A 12400-nucleotide genomic window follows, 5' to 3' on the forward strand; every position below is an offset into this window, starting at 1 on the left:
ACTTATGAACATTTATGTATTGATGAAGCAAACGTTCGATACGGAGGAAAAAATCGTTATCCGTGACGGCGAGGTATCCGAGGACGGGGCGAAATTCGTCATCAATCCGTACGACGAATATGCCGTAGAGGAAGCGATCCGGCTGAAGGAAGAGCATGGCGGCAGCATTATCGTCGTCTCGATCGGTCCGGAGCGCTGCGCCGAAGCGCTCCGGACTGCGCTGGCGATGGGCGCGGACGAAGCGGTGCTGATCTCGGACGAGCGCATCTCCGGCGACGAGTTCGCCGTGTCCAAGGTGCTTGCGGCTTACCTCGGGAAGCAATCGTACGATCTTGTGCTCGGCGGCAATTTCTCCGTCGATCACGGCGCAGGACAGGTTGCGATCCGCGTCGCCCACCTGCTGAACATCCCGCACGTCTCCTCCGTCGTGAAGCTGGAACTGAGCGGCGGCCGAGCGGCGGCGCAGCGTGACGCCGAAGGGGACACCGAGACGCTGGAGGTCGCGCTGCCTGCCTTGTTCACGGCGCAGCAAGGCTTGAACGAGCCCCGCTATCCTTCCTTGCCCGGCATCATGAAAGCGAAGAAAAAGCCGTTCCAGCAGCTAACGCTGGATGACTTGGGCTTAACCGAAGCGGACATCGCCTCGAAGACGGCGCGCGATACCCTCTCACTCCCGCCGGAGCGCAAAGCGGGACAAGTGCTGCAGGGCGATCCGCAGCAGCAAGTCGCGCAGCTCGTTCACCTGCTTCGTACGGAAGCCAAAGCGCTTTAATGCCAAAGGGAGGGAAATCGATATGAGCAAAACCTATGTGATCTTTGCGGAAATCCGGGGCGGCAAGCTCCGTCAAGTTACCTTTGAAACGATTCAAGCGGCCCGGCTGGCCAAAGACGACGGCGACCGGATCGTGGCGGCGCTTCTCGGCCACGGACTGTCCGCGTTTGCCCAGGAACTGTCGGGCTATGGCGTCGACCAGGTCGTGTCCGTCGACCACGCAGAGCTCGCTCACTATAATCCGGAGACCTATTTCTCCGCATTGGCTGGCATTCTTGACACGACGAATCCGCACGCCGTTCTGTTCGGCCACACCGCCATCGGCCGCGACCTGGCGCCCAAGATCGCCGCACACTTGCAGGCCGGGCAAATTTCCGACGTCATCGCGCTGGAGAAGACGGGCGACGGCCTTTCCTTCACGCGTCCGCTTTACGCAGGCAAAGCGTTCGAGAAGAAACGGTTTACCCAAGGCCCGATGGTCATGACGATTCGGCCGAATAACGTGCCCGCCGCCGAGGCCGTCTCCGGCTCGCAAGCGGAAATGGCGGCCACTCCATTCTCCCCCGCTGCCGACCTGCGTTCCGTCGTGAAGGACGTGGTGCACAAAGCGTCGGGGAAAGTCGATCTGACGGAAGCGAAAATCGTTATATCCGGCGGCCGAGGCGTGAAGAGCGCCGACGGGTTCCGCACGCTTGAACCGCTGGCCGAAGCGCTGAACGCCGCCGTCGGTGCCTCCCGCGGCGCTTGCGACGCAGGCTACTGCGACTACGCGCTGCAGATCGGACAGACCGGCAAAGTCGTAACGCCGGAGGTTTATATCGCCTGCGGCATCAGCGGCGCCATCCAGCATTTGGCCGGGATGAGCCAGTCGCGCGTCATTATCGCGATCAATAAAGACCCGGAAGCGCCGATCTTCAAAATCGCCGATTACGGCATCGTCGGCGATCTGTTCGAGATCGTCCCGCTGCTCACTCAAGAGTTCAAGAAAGTGCTCGCTTAAAACGACAGGCCCAGACCTCTGCCAAAAAAAGCAAGCCCCTTAACCTGAATTACGGTCAAGGGGCTTGCATGTTCATAACCTTCAATCCGTCAAACGGCAAGTAAACGTCGACTTCGCCATTCGTTTCCCGTCGCAAAAAATGTCCACTTCAATCTTCCCGTACTTGCGGCTCATCTCCAGCACGTTCGGCACGCATTCGATCACGCTATCGATCGGGATCGGCAGCAGAAAATAATTCGAGGAGCTGTCCACGATCAAGTCGCCTCTTTTTTGTTCCCGGATCGTGCGGATCGCAACCTGGCTCATCAGGGTCGTCAAAATGCCTTCCGACACCGTCCCGACCGGATTGGTCATTTGGGCGGTTACGGTTCCCCGGTAATAAAATTCGCCGTCCTTGCCCCGCGCCTTCTCCATCCCGGACCAGATTTGATCCTCAAGAGTTTCCCCATGCTGCGGCTGCGTTTGCAAATACTGCATCGCTTTAAGCACATCGTCACGGCTGATCACGCCGACCATTTTTCCGTCCTTGTCTACTACGGGCAGCAGCTCGATGCCTTCCCACACCATCGTATGGCTGACCGAAGCGACGGGCGCCTGGTCGCCCACGGTGAGCGGGTCCAGCGTCATGAGCTGGTGAATCGGCTGTCCCGCTTCGGCTCCGACGACGTCCTTCGCCGTCACCATGCCGATCGGCTTGTTCCGTTCGTCCACGACCGGAAAGCGGGTATGCCCGGTTTCGTCCATCCAATGCTGCATGTCCGAGACGGTATCCTCGGCACGCAGCGAATAGACCCGGGCATCGGTCCGGATAATGTCGTGGACGAGCATGATTTTTTTCTTGATCAGCTGGTCGTAAATCGCGCGGTTGATCATCGTCGCCACGGTAAACGTATCGTAGCTGGTGCTGATAATCGGCAGCTCGAGCTCGTCGGCCAGCTCCTTCGCCTCGTCCAGCGTCTGGAAGCCGCCCGTCACGAGTATGCCCGCGCCCTGCCCCAACGCATAGAGATGCGCCTGGGTACGGTTGCCGACAATGAGCAGATTGCCCGGCTCGATGTAGCGTTTCATCGCTTCGAGCTGCATCGCCCCGATCACGAATTTATTCAAAGACTTATGAAGGCCGCTCGTGCCGCCGAGCACCTCGCCGTCCACAATGTTGACTACCTCGGCGAACGTCAGCTTGTCGATCGGCTGCGGTTCTTTTTTCTCCACCCGCACCGTGCCCGTACGGTCCTTCGTGTTGACATAGCCCAACGTCTCCGCTTCCTTCATCGCGCGGTAGGCCGTTCCCTCGCTGACTTCGAGGGCCTGAGCAATTTTACGGACGGAGATGTGCGTTCCTATGCTCAATTCCTCAATATATCGAATGATCTGTTCATGCTTGGTCAGCGTCTCTTCCTGCATCGCTTCACCCGCCTAGTTGACAACGTAACAATCTTTAACAATTATACTATAAGCGGATACACAAAAATAGAGCCCCGGCTGATCCGGGACCACCTTGTCTTTATGAACAAGCACGGGCATACCGTCACCGCTGCGGATTTTGCAGCCCAAACGCGGTTTTTCCTCGGCGACGACTTTCATCTTCACACAAAGCAGCTCCCTTCCGCGCAGGAAAGGAGCTGCTTTGTGCGAGTCGATACGGCCCGCTACTCTTGAATCGCCGAATTGTACATGCTCAGAAAGATGGGCGACAGCGGATAAAATACCGTTTCCGAGCATTTATAGCACTCCGTGTGATGGCAGTCCGCCATCTCCTCTACCGTTTCGCCGCAGCGGCTGCAGCATTTGGCGGGAAGCTGCTCGTAAAACTTCGTCGATGATTGAAGCATATTCCTTCTCCTCCATTCTTATAAATGCGCATAGCTTGGGATCGTTAAAAAGTCCTCAAAGGCCGGGGACGACGTCATATCGCTAAACAGCGTCTTCGCCAGCATGTATTGTCCTTGCTCGAACCGGTCGGCGCCAATGCGTTCCCGAATCGCCTTCAGCTCTTCTTCAAGCAGCTCTCGGAACAGATCGGCCGTTACTTTGCGCCCGTCCTCCAGAATGCCCTTTGGATGATGAATCCACTGCCACAACTGCGCCCGCGAAATTTCCGCGGTGGCTACGTCCTCCATCAGGTTGCGGATCGGCACCGCGCCGTAGCCCCGCAGCCACGCTTCCAAATAGTGAAGACCGACATGAATGTTCGTACGAACGCCGGCTTCCGTAATCGGCCCCTGCGGAACTTCGAGCAGGTCGGCGGCGGTCACTTCGATGTCCGTCAGCTGCCGGTCGATCTGGTTGGACGCCGGCATTAGGCGGTCGAACACTTCCCGGGCGACCGGCACAAGGCCCGGATGGGCGACCCAGGTTCCGTCATGCCCTTGCGTCGCTTCGCGCGTCTTATCCGCACGGACCTTCCGCATGGCCTCCTCGTTGGCTTCGGGATCGTCCTTGATCGGAATTTGCGCGGCCATACCTCCGATGCAGGGCGCTCCCCGCTTGTGGCACGTCTGGATCGCGAGCAGCGAATAGGCCCGCATGAACGGCGATTCCATCGTCACCAGGCCGCGGTCCGGCAAAATGACATGCTCCTGGTTTCTGAGCTTTTTAATGTAGCTGAAAATATAGTCCCAACGTCCGCAGTTGAGGCCTGCGCTGTGCTCCCGCAGCTCATACAAAATTTCGTCCATCTCAAAAGCCGCCAGAATCGTCTCGATCAGCACCGTCGCTTTGATCGTGCCTGCGGGGATGCCCAGCTTCTGCTCGGCAAAGGTGAAGACATCGTTCCACAATCTCGCTTCCAGATGGCTTTCCAGCTTCGGCAAGTAGAAGTACGGGGCGCTCCCCCGATCCAGCAGTTCCTGCGCGTTGTGGAAGAAGAACAAGCCGAAATCGAATAGTCCCGCCGACATTGGACGCTGATCGATCCATACGTGCTTCTCTTCCAAATGCCAGCCCCGTGGGCGGACCTTCAGTACGGCCGTCTGTTCGTTCAACGCATACGTTTTGCCTTCCGGGGACTCGTAGCGAATCGTTCGCTGCACGGCGTCCCGCATGTTGATTTGTCCTTCGATGCAATTGCTCCACTGCGGCGAGTTTGCATCTTCAAAATCCGCCATATACAGCTTCGCGCCGGAATTCAGCGCGTTAATGACCATTTTCCGGTCGCCGGCAGGCCCGGTGATCTCGACTCTGCGGTCGGCCAGATCGGGCGGGATCGGCGCAATGCGCCAATCCCCGCTGCGAACATCCCCCGTCTCCTTCAAAAAATCGGGCAGCTCTCCCGCATCGATCCTCTCCTGCCGCTCTTCCCGCTGTTTCAGCAAGGAGAGACGCCGATGACCGAACTTCTTCTCCAGTTCCGCCACAAATGCCAGCGCGTCCGGAGTCAAGATTTCAAAATAAGCCGGGTTATGCATTCGGCCCTTCAGCAGCACGCCTTGTGAAACCGCATGATAAGTCATCGCCTTGGCCTCCTTAGCCCGCAAACTGTTCCGCTTCGGTAGAACCCGTGAGCGCCGTCGTCACGGAATCGCCTCCGGACAGGACAAGCGACACTTCATCGAAGTAGCCGGTTCCGACCTCGCGCTGGTGCCGGGTCGCTTCGTAGCCGTAACGCTCACTGGCGAACTCCGACTGCTGCAGCTCCGAGTAGGCGGCCATTCCGCGGTCGCGGTACCCTCTGGCCAATTCGAACATGCTGTGGTTCAACGAATGGAAGCCCGCCAGCGTCACGAATTGGAATTTGTAGCCCATCTTTCCTAATTCCTGCTGGAACGCCGCGATCGTCGTATCGTCCAGCTTTCGCTTCCAGTTGAACGAAGGCGAGCAGTTGTACGCCAGCAGCTTGCCGGGGTACTTCGCGTGGATCGCTTCCGCAAACCGCCGTGCTTCCTCCAGATTCGGCTCGGCCGTTTCGCACCAGACCATATCGGCATAAGGAGCGTACGCGAGGCCTCGGGAAATGGCTTGGTCCAGCCCGTCTTTGACATAATAGAAGCCTTCCGGCGAACGCTCGCCTGTCAGGAACGGCTTGTCGTTATCGTCGATATCGCTGGTCAGCAGCTTGGCCGCATTTGCATCCGTTCTGGCGATGATCATCGTATCGACGCCCATAACGTCGGCGGCAAGTCTGGCGGCGATCAGATGGCGGACCGCCTGCCGGGTAGGCAGCAGCACCTTGCCGCCCATATGTCCGCATTTCTTCTCCGAGGAGAGCTGATCCTCGAAGTGAATAGCCGCCGCCCCCGCTTCGATCATCGCTTTCATTAATTCGAAGACGTTGAGCGGTCCGCCGAAGCCCGCTTCGGCGTCGGCCACGATCGGCAGGAAAAAGTCGATGTTCTCTTTCCCCTCCGCGTGCTGGATCTGATCCGCTCTTTGCAGCGTCTGATTGATCCGCTTGACTACGGCAGGTACGCTGTTCGCGGGATACAGGCTTTGGTCGGGATACATCTGGCCGCTCAGGTTGGCGTCCGCCGCCACCTGCCAGCCGCTGAGATAAATGGCCTTCAGTCCGGCCTTCGCCTGCTGGAGAGCTTGATTGCCTGTCAGGGCGCCAAGGGCATGAACGTAATCCTCCGTATGAACCAGCTTCCACAGCTTCTCCGCTCCCCGCTGCGCCAGCGTGTGCTCGATCAGTACCGAGCCTCGCAAGCGAAGTACGTCTTCCGGACTATAAGGGCGCCGTACTCCCTCATACCGTTTGGAACTCCATTTTTGCCGAAGCTGTTCCGATTGCGTTTTACGATTAGTGGTTGTCATCCCTTTTGCCCTCCTGAAATTGGTTATGAGTCATATGAGTGATTACGATGTAATAAACGATTGAAATCGTTGCGGACTACTCGTGGCTTTCTACGTAGCCGTTGCCGCAGCACCAGAAGCAAATGGTAACCTTCGTGCCGAAAGCGTCCCGGTATTCCGGAGTTTGCTTTTCGTCGTTCTTAGATACGCCGCCGGAATGAAAATTAGGGGATTCAATTTCGCCATGACCGTGACATATCGGACAATTCATGTGAACTACCTCCATTTGTTATTATTATAGTACAGTGTTTTTGTTTGATGAGATTATTATATAACAACATACCAAACTGTTCAATACTGTTTTTTAAATTTTTTATCTGTTTTATAACAGTATATGCAAAATAGGCTTTGCTGCATGCTCCAAACCCGCGATAAAACGCGAAAAAAACGGCTCCTCCCTTTCGGGAAAAGCCGCTTTCGCGGACGTGTATTGAACCTATGTTACTCCGACGACGAGTGCGCCCGCTCCGAACTGGAATTGTCCGCTTCCCCGGCGAGGCTGTCCATCACCTGCTCCACGAATTCGCTGATACCATCGGTCGCTGCCATATCCTCCTGATCCGGAGGCGTCGTAATGCTGTTATTCGTAAAATGTTCGAAATACCCTTCTTCTTCTTCCCGGTTCATCGCCAAACCTCCACCTGCCAAGATGAAGATAGGGTTGACGCCCGGCACTATAATTATTCACTTAACAGCACAAACTCCCTTATCGCCGGTGGCAACAAAGGGAGTTTGTTCATGCTGCAGTGTTATGGCGGCGGGCGCGGTTATTGCACCGCTTTTTCCGCTTCTTTCACCATCTCGGCCACGGAAAGCAAGCCGCCGCCGGACAGGTACCAGTAGTTCGAATCCAAATAAATGATTTTGCCGTTTTTGTAGGCTTTCGTTTTCTTCGTCAGCTCATTTTCCACGACCTGCTTCGCCGGCGTTCCTTTGCCAACAACGGCGTCGCGGTCGACGACAAACAGATAGTCCGGGTCTTTCTGCGCCACGTACTCGAACGTTACGCTTTGACCGTGCGTCTCCACCTTGATATCTTTGTCTGCAGGCGTGAAGCCGAATACGTCGTGGATAATGCCGAATCGCGAGCCTTGGCCGTAAGCGCTGGTCTTGCCACCGGTCGTCAAGATGACCAATGCGGTTTTGCCGCCAGCGGACGCTTTTTCTTTCAGCTTCTTAATGGAGTCGCCGATGGCGGCGAACTCCTTCTCCGCTGCCGCTTCCTTGCCGAAAATTTGGCCGAGCAGCTTCACATTGTCTTCGAACGATTTCATGTAGCTTTTGTCGTCTACGCCCATAAAGATCGTCGGAGCGATCGCTTTGAACTCATCGTATTTGGACGATTGCCGTCCGGAGATGATAATCAGATCGGGCTTGAGCTGGTTGATCTTCTCGAAGTCCGGCTCCATCAGGCCGCCTACGTTCGTATACTTGCTGTCCTTGTATTTGGACAAATAGGATGGCAGGTTTTTCGACGGAACGCCGGTCACATCAACGCCCAATTTATCCAGTGAATCCAGTGTGCCGAAGTCGAACACAACGACCTTTTTCGGGTTTTTCTTGACTTTCGTTTCCCCAAGCTTATGTTTAACCGTCAGCTCTTCGTTGTCTTTCGTTGCGGCGGCCGTGTTCGCGTTCTTCGCATCGCCGCCGCTGTTGGCGCCCCCTGCCGCATTATTGGAGCTGCCCGAACCGTTCGTTCCGCACGCCGCAACCATAACGGCCAGCAGCACGATCATGAGCATCCATGAAAATTTTTTCATCTTTGACCACCTCGATAATCGTAATATTTATTGCAAAGGACGGTATGGCGTCCCTTGGACAATCGGCTAAGCAAAATACACACAAATCCTGTTCTCGTTGATATCCTCGATATGGATATCCATATCGTAAATGTCCTTGAGCACGGACTCCTCGATGATCTCCGCCGTCGGGCCTTCGCGGACCAGCTTCCCGTCCTTGAGCGCCACGATGTAATCAGCATGGCAGGAGGCAAAATTGATGTCATGGATCACGATGACAATCGTCTTGCCCAGCTCGTCGACCAGCCGCCGCAGCACCTTCATAATCTGGACCGAATGCTTCATGTCCAGATTGTTGAGCGGCTCATCCAGCAAAATGTACTCGGTATTCTGCGCGATGACCATGGCGATGTAAGCCCGCTGCCGCTGGCCGCCGCTCAATTGATCGATATACTTGTGCTGCATGTCTTCGAGCTCCATGTAGCGGATAGCCTCATCGACAAACGTCCAATCCTCCTTCGTCAGCTTGCCCTGCGAATAAGGAAAGCGGCCGAAGCTGACAAGCTCGCGAACCGTCAAGCGGATGCCGATGTGGTTGGACTGCTTCAGAATCGAGATTTTTTTGGCCAGCTCGCCGCTCTTGTACTGCCCAATTTCTTTGCCTTCGATCCACACTTCTCCCTCATCCCTAGTCAGAAGGCGGCTCATCATGGACAGCAGCGTGCTTTTGCCGGCGCCGTTCGGCCCGATAAAAGCGGTGATGCTTCCTTTGTTGACCTTGACGGAGACTTGATCGACGACGCGCTTGTTCCCGTAGGTTTTCGTTACGTTGCGTACTTCTACCACGATTTGTTCTCCTTCAACAGAAGATATAGAAAGTAAGACCCGCCGATGAAATTCACGATGACGCTGAGCGTGGTCGTAAAGGTGAACACCCGTTCCACCATCAACTGTCCGCCGACCAAGGCGATCATCCCGATCAGGACCGCTCCGAGAATAAGCTGACTGTGCCGGTACGTGCGCAAAAATTGGTGTGTGACGTTGGCGACAAGCAGACCGAAGAACGTAATCGGCCCGACCAGAGCGGTAGCGATCGAAGCCAAAATCGCAACGACAATCAGCAGCCGTTTCACGATGCTGTCGTAAGGCACGCCCAGATTGATCGCATGCTCTTTGCCTAACGAGATCACATCCAAATAGGTCAGAAGCTTCTTGAAATACAGCGTAATGACCAGCACCGCGACGACCGAGATCGTCAAAAGATCCGAGTTGACGCTGCTGAAGCTGGCAAACAGCTTGCCTTGCAAAACCATGAACGCGTTGGGATTGATCAGCATCTGCATGAACGAAGACGAGCTTTGAAACAACGTTCCAAGAACAAGTCCGACCAGCAGCAAATAATAAATGTTCGTTCCCTCTCTGCGGAACATCAGCTTATGGAGCAGAAGCGCGAACAGCACCATCAATCCGACGGACAGAACGAAGTTCCATTGATTGCTGATCATCGTTATGCTAGCTGCGCCGAAAATAAAGACGATCGCGGTTTGGAGCAACATATAGAGCCAATCGAGCCCGATCATGCTGGGCGTCAAAATCCGGTTGTTCGTAATCGTCTGAAACACCATCGTCGAGAAGGCGATACAGAAGCCGGTAAGCAGCAGCGCGAGCACCTTCCTGCCTCGGCTGGGAAGAATGTAATCCCAGTTGCCACCCGACTGTATGACCATAAACAGCACAACCAAAGCCACCGCGACCACGGCAAGCAAGGTTAACTTGACTTTATTGCTCATATTTCTTTCTCCTCATAAGCAGGTAAAGAAAAATCCCGCTTCCGATAACCCCCACGGTCAATCCAATCGAAATCTCATACGGATAAATGATCACCCGCCCGAAAATGTCGCAGGCCAGAACGAAGACGGCTCCGAGCAAAGCGGTATGGGGAAGATTTTTTTTCAGGTTGTCCCCTTGATAAATCGTGACGATGTTCGGAATGATCAAGCCCAGAAACGGAATCATGCCGACCGTCAGCACGACCACCGAAGTCACCAGGGCCGCAATCACAAGTCCGATATTGACCACCTGTCTGTAATTCAATCCGAGGTTGACGGAGAAATCCTCGCCCATCCCCGCGACCGTAAACTTATTGGCGAACAAGTAAGCCAGCACCGTGGCGGGAATGCTGATGTACAGCAGCTCGTAGCGGCCTTTCAGCACAACCGAGAAGTCTCCGTGCAGCCACGACGACATGCTTTGAATCAGATCGTATTTATAGGCGAAAAAGGTCGTCATCGATTCGATGAGATTGCCGAGCATAAGACCGACGAGCGGAATGAAGATCGCATCCTTAAATTTCACCCGGTCGAGAATTTTCATAAACAGGTATGTACCGGCCAGCGAAAATATAAAAGCGACGGACATCCTCTGCAGCGGAGTCGCCTCCGTAAAGATCAGCAGGGCGACCAGGATGCCCAGACTGGCCGAATCCATCGTGCCCGCGGTCGACGGGGAGACGAATTTGTTGCGGCTGAGCTGCTGCATAATGAGGCCCACGATGCTCATGCTCATGCCGGCGATCAGAATGCTGATCAAACGCGGGAACCGGCTGATCATCAGCACCTCGACCTTCTCCTCGTTCCACTGCACGATATCGGTTAGCGTCAAATCTTTCACGCCGATGAATAAAGAAGCAACGGATAAAACAATCAGGGCAAGGACCAAATAAGTTTTTCTCATGACGTTTCCTAACAATAAGTTTAGTAGTAAATAATTCGATAATGATTTTCATTATCAATCAAACGATATTGAGAATCATTCTTAATAAACAATCTTAAACTATATTAGACAATAAGAATGCGTCAGTCAAGATTTTTTTCAAAATTTACTGGAAACGCTCCCCTCATACAGAAAGCATGAGCGAGTAAACAAGCGAATATATTTCTTTAAGAATGGGAGGAATGAACATGTCAAATCGAATGAAAGCCCGGCCCAAGCTGTATGTGATGGACAACGGCCGGATGAGCATGGACAAAAACTGGCTGATATCCATGCACAATCCGGCGACGATCAGCAATCCCAACGCGCAGACGCAGTTCGTGGAATTTCCAATCTATACCGTATTGATCGATCATCCGGAAGGGAAAATTTTGTTCGATACGTCCTGTAACCCGAACTCGATGGGCACTGAAGGACGCTGGACCCGCTCGACCCAGCAGTTGTTCCCTTGGACGGCAAGCGAGGAATGCTATCTGCACAACCGGCTGGAGCAGCTGAAAGTAAGACCCGAGGACATCAAGTACGTCATTGCTTCCCACCTGCATCTGGATCATGCCGGATGCCTGGAGATGTTCACGAACGCTACGATTATCGTTCATGAGGACGAGCTGAACGGCGCGCTGCAGTCCTATGCCCGCAACGAAAAAAAAGGCGGCTATATTTGGGCAGACATCGACGCGTGGATCAAAAACCACTTGCAGTGGAAAACGGTCAAGCGCAGTGAAGATAACCTGGAGTTGGCCGAAGGCATCAAGATTCTTAACTTTGGAAGCGGCCATGCCTGGGGCATGCTAGGCTTGCACGTCGATATGCCGGAAACGGGCGGGATCATCCTCGCTTCCGATGCCGTCTATACGGCGGAAAGCTTCGGCCCGCCGGTCAAGCCGCCGGGCATTTTGTACGATTCGCTCGGTTACCGGAGCGCGGTGGAGAAAATCCGCACGCTGGCCAACCGAACGAAGTCCCAAGTATGGTTCGGGCATGATGCGAATCAGTTCAAAACATTCCGCAAATCGACCGAAGGATGCTACGAGTAAAATATTTTTGGACGTTTGAAAGGAAATGTCCTGTTTGTAGCGAATAGTTTTGTAGCGAACTATTTTTTCTTCAAGCATCGATACAACCGCATAACGAAATCGATAAGGTGCCTTTGCGCAGAGCAAAGGGTAACAGGGAATCGGGTGCAAATCCCGAGCGGTCCCGCCACTGTATTCGGGGAGTTTTCTTTCCATGACGTCACTCGATTCACCGTCGGGGAAGGCGAAAGAACACGACGATCCGAGAGCCAGGAGACCTACCTTATGGATGCACCCGAAGCCCTTC

Annotated in this window: 13 protein-coding genes, 1 pseudogene and 1 riboswitch; of the genes and pseudogenes, 4 read left to right on the top strand and 10 right to left on the bottom strand. The window is 54.6% G+C overall.

Annotated features, from left to right (window positions below):
- The first annotated feature begins 4 nt into the window (after positions 1–4).
- The gene (locus tag BLO51_RS04220) at positions 5–772 is read left to right on the top strand and encodes an electron transfer flavoprotein subunit beta/FixA family protein (protein WP_090667239.1); all 768 of its coding nucleotides are present in this window, start codon (positions 5–7) and stop codon (positions 770–772) included.
- Between the two features lie 22 nt (positions 773–794).
- On the top strand, positions 795–1772 hold the full coding sequence (locus BLO51_RS04225) for an electron transfer flavoprotein subunit alpha/FixB family protein (protein WP_090667242.1): 978 nt from the start codon (positions 795–797) through the stop codon (positions 1770–1772).
- An 81-nt stretch (positions 1773–1853) separates the two neighbouring features.
- Here BLO51_RS04225 and BLO51_RS04230 read toward each other — a convergent pair whose 3' ends face one another.
- Positions 1854–3176, bottom strand: a complete 1323-nt coding sequence (locus BLO51_RS04230; RefSeq protein WP_090667245.1) for a DRTGG domain-containing protein — start codon at positions 3174–3176, stop codon at positions 1854–1856.
- 75 nt (positions 3177–3251) lie between these two features.
- Here BLO51_RS04230 and BLO51_RS31110 point away from each other — a divergent pair.
- A pseudogene (locus tag BLO51_RS31110) lies at positions 3252–3359 on the top strand (MerR family transcriptional regulator); the annotation flags it as partial.
- 62 nt (positions 3360–3421) lie between these two features.
- On the opposite strand, the gene yhfH reads toward BLO51_RS31110, so the two are convergent.
- The 9 genes from yhfH to BLO51_RS04275 form a co-directional block, all read right to left on the bottom strand.
- The gene (gene yhfH, locus BLO51_RS04240; protein ID WP_090667252.1) at positions 3422–3604 is read right to left on the bottom strand and encodes a protein YhfH; all 183 of its coding nucleotides are present in this window, start codon (positions 3602–3604) and stop codon (positions 3422–3424) included.
- An 18-nt stretch (positions 3605–3622) separates the two neighbouring features.
- Complete coding sequence (gene aceB / locus BLO51_RS04245) at positions 3623–5224, bottom strand: malate synthase A (RefSeq protein WP_090667255.1); 1602 nt, start codon at positions 5222–5224, stop codon at positions 3623–3625.
- Positions 5225–5237: 13 nt separating this feature from the next.
- Positions 5238–6524: an isocitrate lyase gene (gene aceA, locus BLO51_RS04250; protein ID WP_090667259.1), complete on the bottom strand. Its 1287-nt coding sequence runs from the start codon at positions 6522–6524 to the stop codon at positions 5238–5240.
- A 76-nt stretch (positions 6525–6600) separates the two neighbouring features.
- Positions 6601–6774: a hypothetical protein gene (locus tag BLO51_RS29060; RefSeq protein ID WP_167670103.1), complete on the bottom strand. Its 174-nt coding sequence runs from the start codon at positions 6772–6774 to the stop codon at positions 6601–6603.
- 230 nt (positions 6775–7004) lie between these two features.
- Positions 7005–7190, bottom strand: a complete 186-nt coding sequence (locus BLO51_RS04255) for a hypothetical protein (RefSeq protein WP_090667262.1) — start codon at positions 7188–7190, stop codon at positions 7005–7007.
- Positions 7191–7330: 140 nt separating this feature from the next.
- Positions 7331–8326, bottom strand: coding sequence for a siderophore ABC transporter substrate-binding protein (locus BLO51_RS04260; RefSeq protein WP_090667265.1), 996 nt, complete (start codon positions 8324–8326; stop codon positions 7331–7333).
- Between the two features lie 66 nt (positions 8327–8392).
- Positions 8393–9151 carry an iron ABC transporter ATP-binding protein gene (locus tag BLO51_RS04265; RefSeq protein WP_090667268.1) on the bottom strand — a complete coding sequence of 253 codons (759 nt, stop codon included), beginning with the start codon at positions 9149–9151 and terminating at the stop codon, positions 8393–8395.
- Positions 9145–10095: an iron chelate uptake ABC transporter family permease subunit gene (locus BLO51_RS04270; RefSeq protein ID WP_090667271.1), complete on the bottom strand. Its 951-nt coding sequence runs from the start codon at positions 10093–10095 to the stop codon at positions 9145–9147. The genes BLO51_RS04265 and BLO51_RS04270 overlap by 7 nt, the downstream gene beginning before the upstream one ends.
- Complete coding sequence (locus BLO51_RS04275) at positions 10085–11038, bottom strand: ABC transporter permease (protein WP_090667274.1); 954 nt, start codon at positions 11036–11038, stop codon at positions 10085–10087. The genes BLO51_RS04270 and BLO51_RS04275 overlap by 11 nt, the downstream gene beginning before the upstream one ends.
- Positions 11039–11265: 227 nt before the next feature.
- On the opposite strand from BLO51_RS04275, the gene ahlS reads away from it, so the two are divergent.
- Positions 11266–12114 carry an AhlS family quorum-quenching N-acyl homoserine lactonase gene (gene ahlS / locus BLO51_RS04280; protein ID WP_090667277.1) on the top strand — a complete coding sequence of 283 codons (849 nt, stop codon included), beginning with the start codon at positions 11266–11268 and terminating at the stop codon, positions 12112–12114.
- Positions 12115–12202: 88 nt separating this feature from the next.
- Positions 12203–12393, top strand: a riboswitch (cobalamin riboswitch).
- The last annotated feature ends 7 nt before the right edge of the window (positions 12394–12400 follow it).

Source organism: Paenibacillus tianmuensis, assembly GCF_900100345.1.
GTDB lineage: Bacteria > Bacillota > Bacilli > Paenibacillales > NBRC-103111 > Paenibacillus_G > Paenibacillus_G tianmuensis.

Coding starts and splice junctions, on each gene's coding strand:
- BLO51_RS04275 (WP_090667274.1), bottom strand. CDS start 11,038: ATGAGAAAAACTTATTTGGTCCTTGCCCTGATTGTTTTATCCGTTGCT.
- BLO51_RS04260 (WP_090667265.1), bottom strand. CDS start 8,326: ATGAAAAAATTTTCATGGATGCTCATGATCGTGCTGCTGGCCGTTATG.
- ahlS (WP_090667277.1), top strand. CDS start 11,266: ATGTCAAATCGAATGAAAGCCCGGCCCAAGCTGTATGTGATGGACAAC.
- yhfH (WP_090667252.1), bottom strand. CDS start 3,604: ATGCTTCAATCATCGACGAAGTTTTACGAGCAGCTTCCCGCCAAATGC.
- BLO51_RS04220 (WP_090667239.1), top strand. CDS start 5: ATGAACATTTATGTATTGATGAAGCAAACGTTCGATACGGAGGAAAAA.
- aceB (WP_090667255.1), bottom strand. CDS start 5,224: ATGACTTATCATGCGGTTTCACAAGGCGTGCTGCTGAAGGGCCGAATG.
- BLO51_RS04255 (WP_090667262.1), bottom strand. CDS start 7,190: ATGAACCGGGAAGAAGAAGAAGGGTATTTCGAACATTTTACGAATAAC.
- aceA (WP_090667259.1), bottom strand. CDS start 6,524: ATGACAACCACTAATCGTAAAACGCAATCGGAACAGCTTCGGCAAAAA.
- BLO51_RS29060 (WP_167670103.1), bottom strand. CDS start 6,774: ATGAATTGTCCGATATGTCACGGTCATGGCGAAATTGAATCCCCTAAT.
- BLO51_RS04270 (WP_090667271.1), bottom strand. CDS start 10,095: ATGAGCAATAAAGTCAAGTTAACCTTGCTTGCCGTGGTCGCGGTGGCT.
- BLO51_RS04225 (WP_090667242.1), top strand. CDS start 795: ATGAGCAAAACCTATGTGATCTTTGCGGAAATCCGGGGCGGCAAGCTC.
- BLO51_RS04230 (WP_090667245.1), bottom strand. CDS start 3,176: ATGCAGGAAGAGACGCTGACCAAGCATGAACAGATCATTCGATATATT.